Below are 20,061 nucleotides of genomic sequence, written 5' to 3' on the forward strand. Positions count from 1 at the left end.
CAGCGTCGTGGTCGTGACAGGCGACCCGCCGCCCGACCGTGGACAACCCGCGATTCAACCTTATCGGGAGGTGCCACACCGCATTAGACTCAACTGCAAATCTATCCGTCGAACCGGGTCAACCTCAGATCACCACGAAGCGCTGATCCAGTATCCGCAATCCGCCCGCTTTAGCGGCGTCTTTTTCGAGCTGCTGCTTGACGCCTGCAGCCACGTCCAGATGCTGATCCAGAAAGCACTGCACAACAGCCGGTGACGTTGGAATCCGGACGATTGTCGCGTGATACAGTTCGCGCGTCAGCAACAGATGTTCAGAACACACCACCGCTACGGCGTTTTGCGATTGAAGGCTTTGTCATCTTGGGTTGCCCTTGATTAGCGTGCCAGAGCGATATTAGCCTGGCAATTGTCGAAAGGCGTGCGCGGACAACATATGTCTATGTCGTGATTCGCCACGGCATGTCGCGTCTTTTCGAGGGAGTGTTCTACAGATTTGCCCCGCCTTCTGCGTCCCGGATCTTGTCTGCGCGACTACCATTCACGGTTCTATGCCGCGCACGGCGCGTTCCTATCACCGGGTTTTCGCATGAGTCTACTAATTCGTTTGCTGCTTTTGTTAATCACCAGTGGTCGTCGGAGTCGGCTGCACGTGCTCGACACGTGTGTCACGCCTTTTCGAGTCTGGCTCAACGACCTCGACGTCTTGCTTCATATGAACAACGGCCGTTACTTCACGATCCTCGATTTGGCGCGCGTAGATCTGATGATGCGCAGTGGTCTGTGGCGGCAATTGAAGGCACAAGGCTGGTATCCAGTCGTCACACTGGAAACGATGCGTTTTCATCGGTCGCTCGAGCTTGGCGACTGCTATAACGTTCAGACTCGCGTTATCGGTTGGGATGAGAAGCACATTTTCATCGAACAAGGTTTCGTGCGCGATGATGTGCAAGTCGCATTGGCTGTCGTGCGCGCACGGTTCCTGAAGCGAAGTGGCGGCGTTGTGACGACTGCCGAGTTGCTGGAACTGTCGGCGATTACGCAGCCGTCGCCGGAGTTGCCCGGATGGGTTGCGAGGTGGAGTGAGGCTGAAGGAGGGATGGCGCTTACGTAGCCTTCTTTTTGTGGGCAGAGGTGGAGGCCGTCACACGACGGCAGTCAACCCACGATCCTGTTCGATCGCCCGCGCGACTCGAGCCATCATCGGCTTGACCACGCGTGCGATTCAGTACGCGTAAAGCGTCAAGGTGCGACCGCAGGTGCGTTGGTAGGCTTTTGACCATTCGCCTTCTGCTCGGCATTCTGCAGATTCTGCGGATAGTTCGTTTGATTCCCCGCCGGACTGTACCCGTTCTTTTCCAGCTTGCTGAGTTCGGCGTTTTTCTTCGCACGGCGCGCCTTGCGGTCGGCCTTCTTTTGCGCCTTCATCTCTTGCTTCGACATCGCACTATCGGAGGCGCCGGCATCGGTTGTCGCTGCATGAGCTTGCAACGTCGGAAGTGAGAGGAGACTCAAAGCCATACCTGCTGAAACAACAAAAACAGACAGTTGCTTGAACTTCATACGTATCTCCGTATGGGTGCGTTAGGCGGCGTGAGACTGCTCACGGACCATTTGGGTTGGTTCCTGAGAAGAACGTGTCTCTTCGCATGGGGAACGCTCGAACCGTAATCGATGAGACGTCGACAGGAATACAGGGGTTAACCGCGAGGAGGTGACGAGGCATAACGCTGAAAGGCTCTTGCACACTTGCTTTAACGCGCATTTTCCCTGATTTCACGAAAGAGATTCCCCTTTCTGCTCTTTGTTCGAGTGGATGGGGAATATACACTCGGGCAAAAATACAAGCGCAGTTCAGGAGACGTGCCCCACGGAAATTATTACCCTCCGCATAAGCCTCACTCCAGTGCTTGTTTTTTCTTTCTTCTCATTTCCTTCCCTGCGAGCGTCTCTGAGACTCCACGTCCTTCAGCCGTGTCGCATTTGATCAAAGATAGACGGACGCTGGGAAAGGTGTGAGCACTTTCGGTAGCAGGGGAAGTACGTAGTACAACTATATTAATGGAGATAGCGATGAAGAAACTTCTGTTCGGCGTGTTCGCATTGTCTGCGACGGCAACCGCGATGGCTCAGAGCAGCGTCACGTTATACGGCATCGTGGACAACGGTATCGCATACGAGACCAATCTACCGAAGGGGCATGTATTCGGTGCGCAAAGTGGAGGCTGGGCGCAATCGAGATTTGGTCTCAAAGGCAGTGAGGACCTCGGCGGCGGCACCCATGCAATTTTCACGCTCGAGTCCCGACTGAATACCATGACCGGGGCTTTCGCGAACGGAAGTTTCTTCGAGGGACAGGCGACAGTAGGCTTGCAGAATGACACCTGGGGTCAAATCAAGTTCGGCAACATGGGATCGGCTGAAATAAGTCAATACTCGGGCGACGTCGACCCACAGCAAACAAAGAAGTATGCGATTGGAACGCTGGTACGCGGCCGCATCTTTTCGCAGGCAGGGAACGGCGCGGAGTACCTGTCGCCGACGATCGGCGGTTTTACCCTGCAAGGCCAGTATGATTTGACGAATTCGTCGACGTGGAATGCGGGAAATCCTGGAAGCGCACCGGGTCAACTCGGTACTTCCAGCGGACTCGGAAGCTCGCAGGGCCGCTCGGATGGTATCAAACTCTCTTACGCGAACAAGGGCCTTTTCTGGCAGGCGACCTATGACGAGGTTCGCGACGGAAACGGCCAATTCAGCAACGTGTACCTTGCTTCCCGCTCGATTCTCACGGGCTTGACGTACGCATTCGGTCCTGTGACCGGATACGTTGGCTACCAGCATCTGAGCGCTCCGAACGCATCGAATGCGGGCTATTTTGGCACGGCGACCCCGTCAGCGTTGCCGGCAGGAACGAGCCTCCCGACAGCCGTTAATCATGAGTGGATTGGTGCGATCTGGCAGACGACGCCCGCACTTGCTATCACCGGCGCCGTCTATCACGCGAATGCAAACAACGGGAACGGGAACGCAACCCTCTACACGTTGGGGGCGAACTATTCGCTGTCCAAGCGAACGCTCCTGTACACGGAGCTGGCGTACGTTAGAAACAGTTCGTCGTCTAACATCGGCCTCGACAGTGGTCTGTATGGCGCGAATATCAACAACGACCCGGTCAACGGAAGCACCTCGAGCACCAACCCCAACTATGGCAAAAGCCAGTTTGGCGTTATTGCAGGGTTGGCGACGACGTTCTGATGCTGTGGATAGGTCCGGGTGACGACTTTCTTTCGGACCTATCAGACGCTGCGTCTGCACTTATGAGCGGTCGAATCAATCGCGGAAACGACTGGCGATGTGGTCTGGAATGTTTTCTGGCGTCACGACTACGACCGAAGAAGATGACGCGACAGAGGATGCTGGCAGGAGCTTGTGAAAGTGCATGACATGATGACACGCGGAGCGCATGTCCTGTCGGAGGTCATGATGCAAGATTGCCTGAATCCTTCCAGCGCGTAGAAGCTGCACATTATCCTTGTCCAGGTCGTGACCGATGAAGCAGACCGGAGCTTGCTGCTGCGCTTCCAGCGCGCGAAGAATCGCGACGTTACCCCCTCCCATGGAGTACACGGCAGCGATATCAGTACCATCGTTGAGAACGCTTCGGACTCGCTCTTCAGTTGGCAAATCAAGGCCATGTCCGCCGCTTGCATCAATCAGTCTGAGTCGGGGGTGGTGCTTGCGGAGTGCTCGACGAAAGCTTATCTCGCGCTCTTCTTCGCCCCGGAAATGCTCGTCGCTCATCGTTATCAACACATTAGCCGGCTGGGGGCCCAGCAAAAGGCCCAGAAGGTAGGCCGCCGTGGCTCCAGCGACGCGATTGTCGAGTCCGGCGTAGGCGATGCGGCCCGACAGCGGTATGTCGGTGAAGACGGTGACGACAGGAATGCCGTGATGCTGGAGTTCGCGGACCACCTCGGCAATCTCGGGAACGTCGCGGGCCTTCAGAAAAACACCATGGCTGCCTCTTCGGGCGATAGACCGAAGGGCATCCACGACTTCGGGCGTCGTCATCGTCTCCCGCAACAGGAAGCGCGGACGAACAACCGCCGGGTGCATTAACGCGAGTTCCGCCTCGAGCGCATTTTTTATCTCGTCGCTGAACCGCGCCGGCGCTTCTACTACCACGTCGACCATGAGCTTGCGCCCCGTGTTCGCCAGGTTTAGCTCCTGTTTCTCAAGTTCTTTTATCGCCTGCTCAACCCGATTGCGAGTGTGCTCCCGGACGTTTGCGCGTCCGTTCAGCACCCTATCAACAGTTGCCACTCCAAGCCCTGCCTGAAGGGCAATTTCCTTGATCAAGAAGCGGTGAGCCAATCCGACCCTCCATTGTTGATAGTTTTTTGATGTATTTCTGATAATTCGATCTGTGCTTTGCGAGCTATCCTACATCGAAAATGGGAGGCACGTATGGACGACCGACGCGAAGACTATCTCGCTGAGCGAACTAATTGGTATCGCGAAAGCGACTGCAGCTTGGGTGATTTAGTGACGGCGCTCAACGCGGCGGCGGAGCGTGGGCTACGCTACGCGGCAAAGTCGGTTCAAGCGATTCCTGTATACGAATGCCGCGAGCTGGAAGAAGTGCGCTCGTCTGAAACGGAAAGGCTTCAGCTACTGTCGGAGTGGGCCGGGGTCCTGCGAGATGGAGCGGGCGTCTTTGTGCTCAAGCACGCTTTTGCCGACACAGGGTGCGTGGATGAGGCGACGGCCATCTTCGAATCGATTATTGAAGCCGAGAAGAAATCGGGCTCGAAGGCTGACCATTTCGCGAAAGCAGGCGCAAACGATCGTATCTGGAACGCGCAGGAAAAACTCTGCCTTGCGGCACCGGAGGTCTTCGCCAGATACTTTTCGAACCCTTGGCTGCCGGCGGCCGCCGAGGCATGGCTTGGCCCGTGCTTTCAGGTTACGTCGCAGGTCAATGTTGTCAGACCCGGCGGCGAGGCACAGCAAGCCCATCGTGATTACCATCTGGGCTTCCAGACGGCTGAGATGGCGGCGTCTTTTCCAGCGCACGTGCATTGGATGTCGCCTTTTCTCACGCTGCAAGGGGCCGTTGCGCACAGCGACATGCCTGTTGAGAGCGGTCCGACCAAACTCCTGCCTTACTCGCAGCGATACGCTCAAGGCTATCTGGCTTGGCGTAGACCTGATTTCCGCGAGTATTTCGAGAACAACTTCGTTCAGGTGCCGCTTGCCAAGGGCGATGCCATCTTCTTCAATCCGGCGCTATTTCACGCAGCCGGGCCGAATCGAACGAGCCACGTTCAGCGCATGGCAAACCTGCTTCAAATCTCGTCGGCTTACGGTCGGGCGATGGAAGCGGTGGATCGAACACGCATGTCCGAGACCCTCTACCCAGTCCTTCGGGACAGGTTTAAGACCGGCAAGATAACCGGGCTCGAAGCGCTGTCGGTGATTGCCTCGTGCGCCGAAGGCTATGCGTTCCCGACAAACCTTGACAGGGATCCGCCCGCCGGGGGACTCGCGCCGGAGAGCCAAGGCCAGATGATGCTCAGAGCGCTTCGGGAGGACTGGGAGCCGTCCGAGTTTGCGCGAGCCCTCGCGAAGCATGCCTGGCGTCAAGGGAATGGCGAATCCACTGAACTGATAGATTATTGATGTGTTTTTGTGACTAAAAGATAGACCCACGGCACTATCATGATGCCGACGCGACACACGAAATGACTCAGCAAAGTCGCGCGTGCTCCCGCATCCGGATTGGACGTGGGCGAACGAGGCGCAATGGTGCAAGGGCATGGATCAGTTCAAGGAACTACAACTATTCGTCGAGGTGGCCGAGACGGGCAGCATCAGCCGGGCTGCGGAAGCTGTCGAGCTTTCCATCTCGGCCGCAAGTCGGTATTTGATTTCGTTGGAGGCGAGACTTGGGGTCCAATTGGTGCGCAGGACGACTCGCAACCTTTACCTGACTGAGGCTGGCGCCGAGTTTCACCGACGCTGCAAATCCATCCTCGCCGATCTTGGCGAAGCAGAAGCTGTCACCAAGGAAGCGGTCGTGCGTCCAAGCGGTGTCCTTCGCGTCACCGCCTCGTTATCGTTCTGCATGCTTCATATCGCCCCGATGCTTCCTGATTTCACGGCGCGCTACCCCGACATTACAGTGGACGTGGTAGCGGCTAACCGTTACTGCGACATCATCGAGAACGGCATCGACGTCGCGATTCGTACGAAAGTCCTCGAGCCAGATAGCAACATAACCATTAGAAGATTGGCTTCGACACGCCGCATATTGGCCGCATCGCCCGGCTACATCGAGGCGAACGGGCGCCCTCGCTTCCCGGCGGAACTCGCGAAGCACAGGCTGCTGAACTATCAACTCGCCGACAATCCACGCGAGCTTTCATTCACACGCGGTGGTGAGAACGTCGTTGTCAGAGTGAAGCCGTTAGTGGAATCGAATGACGGCCAGATATTGCGTATCGCCGCGTTAGACGGCATGGGCATTCTGGTGCAGCCCAAATACATCATCTACGACGACCTCAAGGCAGGCCGCCTTGTCCCGGTGCTCGACGACTGGGACCTTCCTCGCCTAACCATGAACATCGCGTTTCAGACTCGCTCACACCTACCTGTAAAGGTACGCCTGTTCATTGATGCGCTCGTCGAGCGGTTTCACCAGAACGAATACGAACGGCATTGGACAGCGTGAGCCTGCGCTCATCGCTTTTGGGGTTTCTTCCCACCCAGCGCGAAAGACTTTCCCTTTCTAGCTCTGTTTTGCCAGTCACGACGAATATAGACTCGTCTCAAAGCTACAGAAGAGATTGATGGAGACACGTAATGCAAAGCGCAACCTCTGCAGTTCCGTCCGCATCGCCTTATTTCGATGAGGCTCGCTCGGCCGAAGTCGTCAATGCCCGTATGAGCGAAGATGCCGACGCTCGCCTGCGTCAAGTGATGTCGGTTCTGGTCAAGCATCTTCATGCTGCGGTCAAGGAAATTGAGCCGACGCATGAAGAGTGGTTCACCGCCATTCGCTTCCTGACCGAGACGGGTCAAATGTGCACGGACTGGCGGCAAGAGTACATCCTGCTCTCGGACGTTCTGGGCGTCTCGATGCTCGTTGATGCAATCAATCATCGTCGTCCGAGCGGTGCTACGCCGAACACGATTCTGGGTCCCTTCTACATCGCCAACGCACCTGAATATCCGAACGGCGCGAACATCTGCCTGGACGGAAAGGGCGAGCCCATGGTTGTTGAAGGCCGGGTTGCCGATATCAAGGGAAACCCGATTCCTAACGCGAAGCTCGAGGTGTGGCAGACCAACGACGACGGCTTCTATGACGTGCAGCAGAAAGGCATTCAGCCTGACTCAAATCTCCGCGGCGTTTTTACGTCGGATGCTGAAGGCCGCTACTGGTTCAAGTCTGTCAAGCCGCGTCACTATCCGATTCCTTCGGATGGTCCGGTCGGTAAGCTCCTCGCCGCAATAGGCCGACACCCTAACCGAGCGGCTCATCTGCACTTCATCGTGACCGCGCCTGGCTTTGACCCGGTCATCACTCACATTTTTACGCCCGACTGTCCGTATCTCCCCGAAGACGCGGTCTTCGGCGTCAAGCGTGAACTCATCGCTGAATTCAGCAAGATTGACGACCCGGAAGCTGGTGAGCGCGTCGGGGTCTTATCACCGTTTTGGTCTGTTTCGTGGGACTTCACCCTCGCGACGTCCACGAAGCCCACGCGGGCAATCCCGTAATCGTTTGGTGCGCGGGAGCGTGCCGTCGAAAAAACTGATGACATTGAGAGATACAGGAGTACTACATATGAGCGCGAAGAAAGAATTGCTAGCTGCGTACTGGACACTCGCTGGTGACGTCTATCCGTGTGCACCGAACGAAATCAGCCCGTTCCCGCTGCGCGACCGCTGCGAAGCAGCTTCGCGTGCCGGCTGGAGCGGTATCGGTCTCATTCTCGATGACCTCGAGTACAGCATCGGGAAGTACGGCGTGTCCGGCGTCAAGAAGATTCTGGACGACACGGGCATGAAGTACTTCGAGCTCGAGATCCTCATGGACTGGTACTTCGACGGCGAGGCGCGCGCCAAGTCGGACGATTGCCGCCGCCGTTTCATCGAACTGGGTCGCGAACTGGGCATGCGCAATCTGAAAATCGGTGCGAGCCCCTTCGACAAGAATCCGGCCGACTTTCCCCGCATGACCGACGAATTCGGGAAGCTTTGCCAGGACGTGGCGGCGGTTGGCGCCACGGTTGCAATCGAGTTCATGCCTTTCTCTCCCATTCGAAACATCGCAGAAGCGCTGCAGGTTGCTCAAGGCGCCAACCAACCCAATGGTGGCCTGATGGTTGACCACTGGCACGTAGCACGCGGTGGCAGCCCCTATAGCGAAGTCGCCCAGATCCCCGCGCGCTTCATCAAGGGCGTAGAGATGGATGACGTCGGCGCACAGGTTAAGGGGTCGTTGTTCGACGACTCGACCTTTAACCGCCAGCTTTGTGGCGAAGGTGCAGGTGACTGCCCGGCCTTCGTCGACGCCCTTGAGCAAGCAGGCTGCACGCTGCCGTACTACGGCGTGGAACTCATCTCCGAGGTGCACCGGAAATTTCCGCTCGACGAGATGGCAAAGCGCGCTTACGACACCACCATCGCGCAGTTCTCGGCAAAAACCGCGACTTCTGCCTGAAGCTTTCGACCTTAACCGACAACGTATTTCTGGAGACTCACATGATTCGAATCGCCGTACTCGGTGCCGGCCGCATTGGTCGCATTCACGCTGGCAACGTCGCCGCGAGCCCGAACGCAAAACTGGTCGTGGTGGCAGACCCCGTTGAAAGTGCGGCTAAGTCGCTAGCTAGCCGTCTGGGCTGCGAGGCCTCGACGGACGCGGCAGCCGTCCTCGAGCGCAACGACATCGACGCAGTGGTCATCGGTACGCCGACGGATACGCACATCACGTTCATGCTCGAAGCCGTCAAACGCGGCAAGGCTGTTCTGTGCGAGAAGCCTATCGACCTCGACATGGAGAAGTCGCTGGCCGCGGCAAACGAAGTCGAGCGACTGGGCGGTCGCGTCATGCTCGCGTTCAATCGACGTTTCGACCCGACATCGCAAGCCTTCCGCAAAGCGATCGACGCAGGCGACGTCGGCGAAGTGCGCCAGGTCATTATTTCGAGCCGTGACCCGGGCATGCCTCCGCGTGACTATGTCGAGCACTCGGGCGGTATCTTCCGCGACATGGTGATCCACGATCTGGACATGGCTCGCTGGTTGCTCGGCGAAGAACCGGTCGAGGTAATGGCCATGGCCAGCCGTCTCGTCGACGAGTCGCTTGAGAAGCTGACCGACTTCGATACGGTGATGGTGCAGTTGCGGACAGCTTCAGGCAAGCAATGCCACATCAACTGCTGTCGCGAAGCCGTGTACGGCTACGACCAGCGCATGGAAGTGTCGGGTTCGAAGGGAATGCTCCTGCAGGAAAACCTGCGTCGTTCGACGATTCGACGCTGGTCCAAGGAAGCGACCGACGTCCGCGAGCCGCTGCTCAACTTCTTCCTCGAGCGCTACGAGGCTGCATACAAGGCCGAACTCGAAGCCTTCGTCGACGCACTGAACGCCAACTCGCCTTTGCCGACCTCCGTTCAGGACGGGCTGAAGGCGCTGCGTCTGGCGGACTGCGCGCTCGAGTCGGCGTTGTCGGGCAAAGCCGTCAAGGTGTAACGGGAAATCTGGAGGAGATAGGTCATGACGCGAAAGATCGGTCCCAACGAAACGCTCGGCGTAGCATGTCTTGGCATCACTCACCCCCATACGTCCGGGCGGGTCAAGGCAATCCAGCGTCGCACCGACGCAAAGATGCTCGGTGCGTGGGACAAAAGCCCGCTGCTCACACCGTTCGTCGACGCGCTCGGTCTCGAGGCGCGCTCGAAGGAAGATATCCTGGCGGACGAGAATGTTCATGTCGTGCTCGTCCACTCCAAGAGCGAGAAGATGGCCGATCTGACCATTGAAGCGCTCGAGGCGGGCAAGGCAGTGTTGTGCGAGAAACCTGCTGGCCGCAGTTCCGTCGACGCCAAGCGCATCGTCGAGGCTGTGGAGCGTACGGGCGGACTCGTGCAAGTCGGCTATTGCTGGCGTTTTGCACCATCGGTCGATGCCATGCAGGCGGCACTCAAGAGCGGACGCCTCGGCAAAGTTGTTCAGGTGCGCGCCCACGGCGGCTGCTCGCACGATGAGGCCGGAACGCCGCACATGACCCAGCCAGGTGATATTGGCGGCGCGGTATTCGTTATTGGATGCCATCTGGTGGACCGCATCCTTCTGCACTTCGGCTTGCCCCGCTCTGTCAACGCGCGTATCACCAAGTTCCCGAACTTTCACGGTGACGAATCGCGTGAAGACGCAGCAGGCGCGGTGCTGAACTATGAAGACAAGATTGTCACTGTCGACTTCATGTCGTGGGACGTCTTGCCGTGGACCGAGAGCTGGGACATCACCGCCTACGGAACGGAAGGCATCATGTCTTCCCGCTCGCTGCCCGCGAGCTACAAGATTTATGACGCGGGCAAAGGCGACCATCCGGAGGGCTGGACCGAGTGGCAGGAGACCAGCTTCCCGGAAATCTGGGCAACAAAAAAGACGGAGTATTCGCCCGATATCGCCGAAATCGGCAACCCGGTGTACTTCGATCGGGAATCGAACGCGTTCTTCGACGCTTTGCGCAACGGCACGCAGTCGGTTGTGCCGGCTACGCAGGCGTACAACATTAGCCGTGTCATCGAGGCCATGTTCGCTTCTTCCAAAGAAGCGGGTGCAGAGGTCTTGATCGGTTAAGCATTTGAATGGCTGACGCCTTCGGGCGTCGGCCGAGGATTCTGTACTTCATAAACCGGCAACACAAATACGCATTCCTAAATAGGAGACGAAGTCATGAAAATTCTGAAAAATGTCGCGCTCATCCTGGCTGCTTCGGCAGCTTTCTCGGCAATGTCTGGCGCTGCTTTCGCCCAGGATAAGGGTGTTATTGGCATTTCACTGCCCGACAAGACTGAATCCCGCTGGATTACCGACGGCAAAAGCATGGTTGATGCACTGAAGGCGAAAGGCTACTCGGCCGACCTCCAGTACGCAAACTACGACGTTCCGACGCAGGTGAACCAGGTCGAGAACATGCTTGCGAAGGGTGTCAAAGCACTGGTCATCGCACCGATCGACGGAAAGACCTTTTCTGACGCTCTGGCGCTCGCGCAGAAGAAAGGCATCAAGGTCATCTCGTACGACCGTCTGATTAGCCAGACCAAGGATGTCGACTACTACGCAACCTTCGACAACTATGGCGTTGGCGTTCTTCAAGGACAGAGCATCGTCAGCGCATGGCAGAAGGCCGGCAGCAAAACCCCGTTCAATATCGAAGTGTTCGGTGGTTCATCGGACGATAACAACGCCCATATGGTCTACGCGGGTGGCATGTCGGTCCTCAAACCGTACATTGATAGCGGCAAGTTTGTGGTTCGGAGCAAACAGGTTGCCTTCGATAAAGTCGCGACGCGCAACTGGGATGGCGCGACGGCTCAGGCTCGAATGGACAACTTGCTGAGCGCGTTCTACGGCAAGGACCACCTCGACGCGGTCTGGACGCCCAATGATGCAATTGCAGTTGGCGTTATCTCATCGCTTAAGGGCATCGGATACGGTTCGGCCCAGCAAACCATGCCCGTTGTCACGGGACAGGACGCAGACATCCAGAACGTCAAGAACATTGTTCGGGGCGACCAGACCTCGACCGTGTTCAAGGACACTCGCAAGCTTGCTGGCGTGACCGCCGAAATGGTCGACAACGCGCTGAGCGGCAAGCAGGTGCCTGTCAACGACACGAAGAGCTACAACAACGGAACGAAGATCGTTCCGACTTATCTCGTGAAGCCAATCCTGGTAGACAAGGCCAATTACCAGTCGGAGTTGGTGACCAGCGGTTACTACACGCAGGCCCAAATCAAGTAAGGCATCTGAACGTCCGCGTGGCGGGGCGCCCACCAGGGCCTCGCTTCACGCAGACACGCTCGCGAGCGTGACCAATCAGAGGAATTTGACCATGGATACCATTCTGGAGATGCGCGGAATTCAGAAAAGCTTTGGCGCTGTCAAAGCTCTGAATAACGTCAATCTGAAGGTCCGTCAGGGCGAGATTCACGCCATTTGCGGAGAAAACGGCGCGGGAAAATCGACCCTGATGAAGATCCTCAGTGGCGTCTATCCGCACGGCTCCTATTCTGGCGACGTCCTTTACGACGGTCAGGAGCGGGCATTCGCCGATATTTCCGATAGCGAGGCAGTCGGAATCATCATCATCCACCAGGAGCTAGCCCTCGTACCGATGCTCTCGATTACCGAGAACATCTATCTGGGTAACGAACAGTCGAAGCGCGGCGTCATCGATTGGCAGGTGTCGCGTGCGAAGGCAAAGGCGTTGCTGGCGAAGGTCGGCCTCTCAGACTCGCCAGATTCACCGGTCGGCACGCTTGGGATTGGCAAGCAGCAACTCATCGAGATTGCGAAGGCATTGTCTAAAGAGGTTCGCCTGTTGATTCTCGACGAGCCTACCGCAAGCCTGAATGAAAAAGACAGCGACACACTGCTTAGTCTTCTGCTCGAACTCAAGTCGCGCGGTGTGACGTCAATCATCATTTCGCACAAGCTGAATGAGATTTCGCGCGTCGCGGATGGAATCACTGTTATCCGTGATGGCTCGACGGTCGACGCCCTCGACTGCAAAGCCGAGAGCGTGAGCGAAGACCGAATCATCAAGGCGATGGTCGGCCGCGAGATGTCCGACCGGTACCCGCCACGTACGCCGAACATCGGCGAAGTCATTTTTGAAGTCAAGGATTGGCGTGTGCAGCATCCCACGCAGAGGGACCGTGCCGTCATCAAAGGCGTCAATCTGGCGGCACGCAAGGGCGAAATCGTTGGCATCGCAGGGCTGATGGGTTCTGGTCGCACGGAGCTTGCCATGAGCGTCTTCGGTGGCACGTATGGTCAGGACATCACGGGCCAGGTGCTGATGCACGGAAAGCAGGTCGACGTTTCATCGGTACAGAAGGCCATCAAAGCGGGTATCGCCTACGTGACAGAAGACCGGAAAGGCAACGGTCTGCTCCTGGACGACAACATCAAGCGAAACATCACGCTGGCGAACCTGATTGGGGTCTCCAGATTTGGCGTCGTCGATGAGCACGAGGAGATCAAGGTTGCGACCGATTTTCTAAAGAAGCTCCGGATCCGCGCTCAAGGCGTTACCCACGTCGTTGGCAACCTGTCGGGTGGAAACCAGCAGAAGGTGGTGCTGAGCAAGTGGCTGTTCTCTGAACCCGAGGTACTGATTCTCGACGAGCCCACGCGAGGCATCGATGTGGGAGCGAAGTACGAGATTTACAACATCATCAATCAGGTGGTTGCGGCAGGTAAGTGTGTGGTCATGATTTCCTCGGAAATGCCCGAGCTGCTTGGCATGTGCGACCGCGTGTACGTCATGAACGAAGGCCGGTTTGTCGGCGAATTCACCGCAGAAGAAGTCTCGCAGGAAAAGATTATGCGGGCGATTATGCGAAATGGAGGCATCGAAAATGCGTAAGGCACTCTCTCCAGTGGTCGCCGAAGGCGCCGAGGTTAAGAAAAGCGAAGTTTTGGGTGTGGTGAAGCGTATTGGCAGCGAGTATGGACTGCTCATTTCGCTCGTCATCATCATGGTCTTCTTTCAGGTCTCGACGAGCGGCGTATTGATGCAACCGCTCAATCTGACCAATCTGGTGCTTCAGAACAGCTACATCGTCATCATGGCCCTTGGCATGCTGATGGTGATTGTTTCAGGCCACATCGACCTGTCCGTCGGTTCAACGGCCGGTTTGGTGGGCGCGTTGGCGGCAGTATTGATGGTGCAGTTTGAGGTCAACTATATCTGGGCAACCATCATCTGTATTGCGGCCGGCGCGCTGATCGGCGCTGTGCAAGGCTACTGGATTGCGTTCTGGCGGATGCCTTCGTTCATCGTGACGCTGGCCGGCATGCTGGTTTTCCGCGGCATGACAAACCTCGTTCTGCAAGGTCAGTCCATCGGCCCGTTCCCTGATGCATTCGGCGCCGTGAGTTCGGGTTTTATCCCGGACCTTTTTCACGGACAGGCACTTCACATCACTTCGATAGTCCTTGGCGCGTTTGTCGGCGCGCTTTTTTTCGCGATTGAGCTTCGGCATCGCGCCGGCGCGGCGAAACATGGCGTCGAGAGTGGCTCGTTCTCGATGTTCGTGGCGAAGAATCTCGTCCTTACGGCACTGATAGTGTTCTTCTGCTACCTGCTTGCATCCTATCGTGGCCTGCCTACCGTGCTCGTCATCATGGCTGTGCTGATTGGTGTGTACACGTTCATCATGAATCGCACCACGATCGGTCGACGTATCTACGCGGTTGGCGGCAATGCAAAGGCAGCGAGATTGTCGGGTGTCAGCGTTCCGGCAGTGAGCTTCCTGACCTTTGTGAATATGGGCGTCCTTGCAGCGCTGGCAGGTCTGATTTTCGCCGCACGTCTGAATAGTGGAACGCCGAAGGCTGGCACGGGATTCGAGCTCGACGTCATCGCAGCGTGTTTCATCGGCGGCGCTTCCGCCTCTGGTGGTGTCGGAAAGGTGGTCGGAGCGGTTGTGGGCGCCTTCATCATGGGCGTGATGAACAACGGCATGTCCATCATGGGCATCGGTGTGGATTATCAGCAGGTTATCAAAGGTATCGTTCTGCTCGCGGCCGTGTTCGTCGACGTGTACAACAAGAACAAAGCGTAACTACTTTCCTATGGCAGACCGGATTTAGAACTCAGCGGGGCTTGGTGCGTGGCGAGGCCCAACTGATATGCATACTTGAGTCATGAGGTTGCATCTCGAACATTTGGCCTGGTAATAAGCAACACTAATGGAATCGAATATGGTCAAGCATATCGTGATGTGGAACGTTCGCGGTGAGACTCCCGAGCAAAAGAAGGAATCCGCTGTGCTCGTAAAGACTGCGTTCGAGAGTCTGAGCGGAAAGATTCCCGGACTTACCAGGCTGGAGGTCGGGTTGAATGTAAGCGCTGTGGATTATGCCTGCGACGTAGTCTTGTACACAGAGTTCGGAAGCCAGGAGTCGCTCGACGCGTATGCGTCGCACCCTGAGCATCTGCGAGTGAAGCAGATCGTGGGTGACGTTCGTATCGCTCGCCACCAGGTCGACTACATCTAAGCGAGCTGTACCGTTTGACCACACAGGGAGCTAATCTCATGTATGAGTTTACCTATACCACGCAGGCGTCGAGAGTCGTATTCGGTGCCGGGAGCATGAAACTGATTCAACAGGAAGTGGAAACGTTGGGTGCTCGCCGGGCGCTGGTTCTTTGCACGCCCGAGCAAAAGGCTCAGGCTGAAGTGGTTTCGTCTCTTCTTGGACCTGCGAGCGCAGGCGTCTTCGACGGCGCCCAGATGCACGTACCTATCGAGAACGCTCGCCGCGCGCGCGAACACGCGAAGTCGGTCGACGCAGACTGTGCTGTGGCTATTGGTGGCGGTTCGACGATTGGGCTCGGCAAAGCGATTGCGCTCGAATCGTCGTTGCCGATTATCGCAATACCGACGACGTATGCCGGGTCGGAGATGACTCCCATCTACGGGATAACGGAAAACGGCCTGAAGAAAACCGGTCGCGATGCCAAGGTCATCCCCAAGACGGTCCTGTACGACCCGGAGTTGACCATCGGGCTCCCGGTTCGCCTCTCGATTGTCAGCGGTCTCAACGCTATCGCTCATGCTGCCGAGGGACTGTACGCAAAGGACGGAAATCCCGTCATGTCTCTAATGGCGGAGGAGGGTATTCGCTCACTCGCCAACGGCCTGCGTGGAGTGAAGAAGAACAGTAAGGACAAAGTGGCGCGTAGCGAGTGCCTGTATGGTGCGTGGCTGTGCGGAATGGTGCTCGGCAATGTTGGCATGGCTCTTCATCACAAGCTGTGCCACACCTTGGGTGGAACATTTAACCTCCCTCATGCTGAGACTCACGCAATCGTTCTGCCTCACTCTCTCGCTTATAACAGTACCGTTGCGGATGAGGCGATGGGCCGAATCGCCAGGGCGTTGAACGTAGATTCGGCGCCAGACGGCCTTTACCAGCTCAACGAAGAACTCGGCGTTCCGCGAGGGCTTCGCGAGATTGGGTTGGGCGAAGCCGATCTCGATCACGCGTGCGAAGTGGCATTGTCGAATCCATACTGGAACCCGCGACCGATTGAGGAGGGGCCGCTTAGAGCACTGCTACAGCGTGCTTGGGAGGGCCTTCGTCCGTCCGTGTAGCCTTTGGAAATGGGCGCCCCAAAGGAGGTTCGCAGGAACGAGTCTTCGATCTGGCGGTAGCAAACTAGCCGGCAGCTTAGGACTGCGCGTCGCTGTCCTAAGCTGATCAAGCCGCTCCCGGAACCTCGAGTGCCTTCACCCCTTGCGGAACATAGGCGCTCCCCACGGCGCACCGATCGTGCCGCCGTCGACGACGATTTCCGCCGCCGTGATCCCCGAAGCATCGTCGGACGCGAGGAAAAGCACGGCCTTGGCAACTTCTTCAGGTGCAGCGAGGCGAGCCATCGGAACGCGCGGTGCCAACGCCTCTTCGGTCGCGTCAAGCGTTGCGCCGGCCCGTGCGCCGCGCGTCCAGATCGGTGTGCGTGTGCCGCCGGGAATCACGGTGTTGACACGAATGCCACGCTGCACGAGTTCCGACGCAAACACCTTTGCCATGCCGGTGACGCCCGCCTTCGTTGCGGAATAAGCGGCCGACCCGGGCGAGCCCAGCTCGCGCATCACGGAACCGTTCAATACGATCGAGCCTCCGGCGCTCATCAACGGCAGGGCCGATTGAACCGTGAGAAACACACCGGTGAGATTGGTGCGAAGAATCGCCTCAAATGCAGCAGCGGTCGTGCCGCCGAGCGGCGTCGGACCGGAGATTCCGGCGTTAGCGAAGACGATGTCGAGGGACCCGAATGCTGCCTGGATCTGCTTGAACGTCGACTCGATCGCGGTTTCATCATCGAGATCGGCCTGAATGCCAAGCGCGTTTTCGCCGAGCTCGGATACTGCCTGATCCAGTTTTGCGCGATCGCGGCCGGTAATCGCAACACGGGCGCCTTCGGCGATCAAAAGCTTCGCTGTAGTAAAGCCAATGCCGCTGTTGCCGCCAGTGACGAGCGCTGTCTTTCCGGTAAAACGCATTTCCTTCTCCTGTGTATTACGCCGCGAGATCACGTCCCAAGCCGCATCTGCTGGCGGCGCAAAAACCTCGAAAAAATCTCTGTTAAGCAGCGCAGGACAGCCGCTGCATCCAAGCTGGCATGAACGTTGTCAACATCTCATTCTGTATGTTGATTATCATGCAGAAATTCAGTATTATGCTCATCATGCAGTTTGTCAAGCGTGATGAGGCGGAAAAATGGGTTATTCGCAGGCACAAAAGGCTGAGAGTAGGCAGCGGGTTCTGGAGAACGCGTCACGACAGATTCGCGAACACGGCATCGAGGCGCTTGGCGTCGCCGACTGCATGCGCAGCGCGGGGCTGACGCACGGTGCGTTTTACGGCCATTTTTCGTCGCGTGATGCGTTGATCCTGGAGGCGCTCGAGCACGCGGTGAGTCAGAGCGAGAAGCGCATGGCTTCGCTCGCAAGCGGCTCGGCAAAGCGTGGGGAAACGCCCCTGCAGGCTATTGCCGAAGCTTTCCTCAATGAGCGTCACGTGAAGAATCCCGGCACTGGATGTGCGCTGTGCGCGCTTGCCGGGGAAGCGCGTCATGCAAATCCGGATGTCAGGGAACTGCTCACAGGTTACGTGCGCAAACTGGCGTCACGAATAGCGCAAGCGGCATCCAGTGATAGCAAAGACGCTGGCTTGGGTATCGTCGCGACCATCGTGGGGGCCATTACGCTTGCGCGCGCCGTTGACAACGACAAACTGGCGAAATCGATTCTCTCCGAGTCGCTCGCACTGGTCATGAGTCGCGACGCATCGCCGGTTGGCTGAGTGTTACTTGCGACGGGCGCAATGGCATTCGCCATAGCCCGGAGCGGTACCGGCGTTGTTCGGTGAGGATCGACGATTCACTCACCAAACATGGCTTTAATGTCGCGTCCCGTCTGCTCGGCTTCGGCAATTAGCCAGTCGAGAAATTGCCTGGTTGCAGGGGAGTCTGCCGCAGTTCGCTTCCAGCAAATGAAGTAGGGGAACGGCATGGGTAGAGCGACCTTGAACGGCGCGACGAGTTCGTGTCGCTTGATGCTATCAATGGCAAAAAAGCCCTGTCCCAACGAAATGCCTCTTCCCCGAATTGCCGCATCGATTGCCATGCCGGAAACGGAGTAAGTGAGTGGCGCCAAGCCCTCGGGCAGAGGCACGCCAACCGCATGCAACCAGTGTCCCCACGTTGGTGGCGACATGTTTGCCCACCCCCACTCGACGTGAATCAGCGGGTATCGCAAGATATCTGCCGGTTGCGAGATTGGTTTTTCCGCCTGCAGTAGCGAGGGTGCGAACACTGGTGCAACCCTGTCCGTAAAGACGACGTGATAGGGCGTTCCGTCAGTCGGGAGTGCCCCATACGTTAACCGGACGTCGGCACTTCGCGCGGCGATACTGGTTTCGTGGTCGACGACCTCGACATGGACCTGCACATGAGGGCAGATGGTGTGCCACGTGTCCAATCTGGAGGCAAGCCAATGGGTCGCCACGGACGGAAATGTCATCAGGGTGAGCCGACGGCCCGTCTGCGCCTTGAGCGCCGCCTGGGCGCTATGAAAGCACTCGAACCCCCGGGAGATGTGCGCGTGGTACAGCTCGCAGAGCGGGGTCGGCCGCAGGCCCGTGTTCTCCCGCTCGAAAAGCGCGACCCCGAGAAAGTCTTCAAGGACGCGAATCTGCTGACTAATCGCACCGGGCGTCACGTGAAGCGCCTCGGCGGCGGCTACGACGCCTCCGTAACGAATGACGGCATCGAATATCTGCAAGGCTCGAAGAGGAGGAAGGCGGTTCATGTCGTTGACCTGGCAAATGCCATCGTAAAGCCAGTCTAGCAAAGACTGATCTCCGCCTCGACGCGCAACGGCGTCATGCAATGCCGCACGCTTACGGCTTCACATCGGTCTTGAACCACTTTTCCGACAAGCGCGTCACGGTACCGTCTGCTAGTGCTGCCGTGATGGCTGCGTCAAATTTTGCTTTCAGATCCGTATCCTGTTTGCGAAACCCAAGACCTTCTCCCGGCCCCCAAACCGCGCCGCCGATGGTTGGTCCGGCGATCCGGATTCGGGCGGTGTCTTTGTTGTCGGCGATTCCGGCGTAGTAGGTGACGTCGTCGAAGGCTATGTCGACGCGCCCGTTGACCAGGTCGAGGTCACGTTCGGCCGAGGTCTTGTAGAGGCGTACGGAAGTGATGTCTTTGAAGTTGTCGTTGATGAACTTCGTATAAACCGTGCCGGATTGAATGCCGATCGATTTCCCTTTCAGTTGATCGCGCAGCGGGGCGATCATGGGGCTGTCGGTTTTGGTGTCGCCAGTCAGCTTGAGCGAAGAGGTTTTTCCTGTCGTGTTCGCCAATCCGTGCCCATCTATTGTCGCGAACGCGGCCGGCGTTGCAGCGTAGGGCTTGGAGAAGGCAATGACCTGTTGACGTTCGGGTGTGATTGCAAGGGCATCCATCACAGCATCGAATTTGCCGGCCTGCAGGCCGGTAATGAGGCCGTCAAAGTCCTGGGCGACCGGCTCGCATTGCAGGTTGACCCGCTTGCACAGATTGTCGAGTAATTCCGGTTCGAACCCCGAGATTTTTCCGTTCGGCAAGGTCAGATTCCATGGAGCGTAACTGCCTTCCAGGGCGACCTTCACGGTCTTCCATTCCTTTGCTTGAGCGCCGTTTCCTGCCAGTGCCAGCACGCCGAGAAAGGTGACGAGAGAAGTCTTCAG

At 57.5% G+C, this 20,061-nt stretch carries 19 protein-coding genes and 1 pseudogene; 14 read left to right on the forward strand and 6 right to left on the reverse strand.

Going from position 1 to position 20,061, the window contains the following annotated elements:
- Positions 1–127 precede the first annotated feature (127 nt).
- Positions 128–307, reverse strand: a pseudogene (locus FSO04_RS47695) (ABC transporter substrate-binding protein); the annotation flags it as partial.
- Positions 308–649: 342 nt separating this feature from the next.
- Here FSO04_RS47695 and FSO04_RS25870 point away from each other — a divergent pair.
- On the forward strand, positions 650–1,111 hold the full coding sequence (locus FSO04_RS25870) for a thioesterase family protein (RefSeq protein ID WP_233464980.1): 462 nt from the start codon (positions 650–652) through the stop codon (positions 1,109–1,111).
- A 128-nt stretch (positions 1,112–1,239) separates the two neighbouring features.
- Here the strand turns inward: FSO04_RS25870 and FSO04_RS25875 are convergent, their stop codons facing one another.
- Positions 1,240–1,560 carry a hypothetical protein gene (locus tag FSO04_RS25875; RefSeq protein WP_154563843.1) on the reverse strand — a complete coding sequence of 107 codons (321 nt, stop codon included), beginning with the start codon at positions 1,558–1,560 and terminating at the stop codon, positions 1,240–1,242.
- 510 nt (positions 1,561–2,070) lie between these two features.
- On the opposite strand from FSO04_RS25875, the gene FSO04_RS25880 reads away from it, so the two are divergent.
- The gene (locus tag FSO04_RS25880) at positions 2,071–3,255 is read left to right on the forward strand and encodes a porin (protein ID WP_154563845.1); all 1,185 of its coding nucleotides are present in this window, start codon (positions 2,071–2,073) and stop codon (positions 3,253–3,255) included.
- A gap of 75 nt (positions 3,256–3,330) precedes the next feature.
- Here the strand turns inward: FSO04_RS25880 and FSO04_RS25885 are convergent, their stop codons facing one another.
- The gene (locus FSO04_RS25885) at positions 3,331–4,374 is read right to left on the reverse strand and encodes a LacI family DNA-binding transcriptional regulator (RefSeq protein WP_154563847.1); all 1,044 of its coding nucleotides are present in this window, start codon (positions 4,372–4,374) and stop codon (positions 3,331–3,333) included.
- A 93-nt stretch (positions 4,375–4,467) separates the two neighbouring features.
- Here FSO04_RS25885 and FSO04_RS25890 point away from each other — a divergent pair, with 93 nt between their 5' ends.
- The 11 genes from FSO04_RS25890 (at position 4,468) to FSO04_RS25940 (ending at position 16,412) form a co-directional block, all read left to right on the forward strand.
- On the forward strand, positions 4,468–5,682 hold the full coding sequence (locus FSO04_RS25890) for a phytanoyl-CoA dioxygenase family protein (protein ID WP_154563849.1): 1,215 nt from the start codon (positions 4,468–4,470) through the stop codon (positions 5,680–5,682).
- Between the two features lie 136 nt (positions 5,683–5,818).
- Positions 5,819–6,733: a LysR family transcriptional regulator gene (locus tag FSO04_RS25895; protein WP_154563851.1), complete on the forward strand. Its 915-nt coding sequence runs from the start codon at positions 5,819–5,821 to the stop codon at positions 6,731–6,733.
- Positions 6,734–6,864: 131 nt separating this feature from the next.
- On the forward strand, positions 6,865–7,785 hold the full coding sequence (locus FSO04_RS25900) for an intradiol ring-cleavage dioxygenase (protein WP_154563853.1): 921 nt from the start codon (positions 6,865–6,867) through the stop codon (positions 7,783–7,785).
- 67 nt (positions 7,786–7,852) lie between these two features.
- A complete protein-coding gene (locus FSO04_RS25905; protein WP_154563855.1) occupies positions 7,853–8,731 on the forward strand; it encodes a sugar phosphate isomerase/epimerase family protein in 879 nt (292 codons plus the stop codon).
- Positions 8,732–8,772: 41 nt separating this feature from the next.
- The gene (gene iolG, locus FSO04_RS25910) at positions 8,773–9,765 is read left to right on the forward strand and encodes an inositol 2-dehydrogenase (protein ID WP_154563857.1); all 993 of its coding nucleotides are present in this window, start codon (positions 8,773–8,775) and stop codon (positions 9,763–9,765) included.
- A 24-nt stretch (positions 9,766–9,789) separates the two neighbouring features.
- Positions 9,790–10,878 (forward strand): Gfo/Idh/MocA family protein, encoded by a 1,089-nt coding sequence (locus FSO04_RS25915; protein ID WP_154563859.1) that lies wholly within the window; start codon positions 9,790–9,792, stop codon positions 10,876–10,878.
- A 96-nt stretch (positions 10,879–10,974) separates the two neighbouring features.
- The gene (gene chvE, locus FSO04_RS25920; protein WP_154563861.1) at positions 10,975–12,045 is read left to right on the forward strand and encodes a multiple monosaccharide ABC transporter substrate-binding protein; all 1,071 of its coding nucleotides are present in this window, start codon (positions 10,975–10,977) and stop codon (positions 12,043–12,045) included.
- 91 nt (positions 12,046–12,136) lie between these two features.
- Positions 12,137–13,675, forward strand: a complete 1,539-nt coding sequence (mmsA, locus tag FSO04_RS25925) for a multiple monosaccharide ABC transporter ATP-binding protein (protein ID WP_154563863.1) — start codon at positions 12,137–12,139, stop codon at positions 13,673–13,675.
- The gene (gene mmsB, locus FSO04_RS25930; protein ID WP_154563865.1) at positions 13,668–14,876 is read left to right on the forward strand and encodes a multiple monosaccharide ABC transporter permease; all 1,209 of its coding nucleotides are present in this window, start codon (positions 13,668–13,670) and stop codon (positions 14,874–14,876) included. The genes mmsA and mmsB overlap by 8 nt, the downstream gene beginning before the upstream one ends.
- 139 nt (positions 14,877–15,015) lie before the next feature.
- Complete coding sequence (locus FSO04_RS25935) at positions 15,016–15,312, forward strand: Dabb family protein (protein WP_154563867.1); 297 nt, start codon at positions 15,016–15,018, stop codon at positions 15,310–15,312.
- 38 nt (positions 15,313–15,350) lie between these two features.
- Positions 15,351–16,412, forward strand: coding sequence for a maleylacetate reductase (locus FSO04_RS25940; RefSeq protein WP_154563869.1), 1,062 nt, complete (start codon positions 15,351–15,353; stop codon positions 16,410–16,412).
- Between the two features lie 135 nt (positions 16,413–16,547).
- Here the strand turns inward: FSO04_RS25940 and FSO04_RS25945 are convergent, their stop codons facing one another.
- Complete coding sequence (locus FSO04_RS25945) at positions 16,548–17,324, reverse strand: SDR family NAD(P)-dependent oxidoreductase (RefSeq protein ID WP_154563871.1); 777 nt, start codon at positions 17,322–17,324, stop codon at positions 16,548–16,550.
- Between the two features lie 217 nt (positions 17,325–17,541).
- On the opposite strand from FSO04_RS25945, the gene FSO04_RS25950 reads away from it, so the two are divergent.
- Positions 17,542–18,126 carry a TetR/AcrR family transcriptional regulator gene (locus FSO04_RS25950; RefSeq protein WP_154563873.1) on the forward strand — a complete coding sequence of 195 codons (585 nt, stop codon included), beginning with the start codon at positions 17,542–17,544 and terminating at the stop codon, positions 18,124–18,126.
- Positions 18,127–18,203: 77 nt separating this feature from the next.
- Here the strand turns inward: FSO04_RS25950 and FSO04_RS25955 are convergent, their stop codons facing one another.
- The gene (locus FSO04_RS25955) at positions 18,204–19,133 is read right to left on the reverse strand and encodes a LysR substrate-binding domain-containing protein (RefSeq protein ID WP_154563875.1); all 930 of its coding nucleotides are present in this window, start codon (positions 19,131–19,133) and stop codon (positions 18,204–18,206) included.
- A 91-nt stretch (positions 19,134–19,224) separates the two neighbouring features.
- The gene (locus tag FSO04_RS25960; RefSeq protein ID WP_154563967.1) at positions 19,225–20,061 is read right to left on the reverse strand and encodes a transporter substrate-binding domain-containing protein; all 837 of its coding nucleotides are present in this window, start codon (positions 20,059–20,061) and stop codon (positions 19,225–19,227) included.

Source organism: Paraburkholderia madseniana, assembly GCF_009690905.1.
GTDB lineage: Bacteria > Pseudomonadota > Gammaproteobacteria > Burkholderiales > Burkholderiaceae > Paraburkholderia > Paraburkholderia madseniana.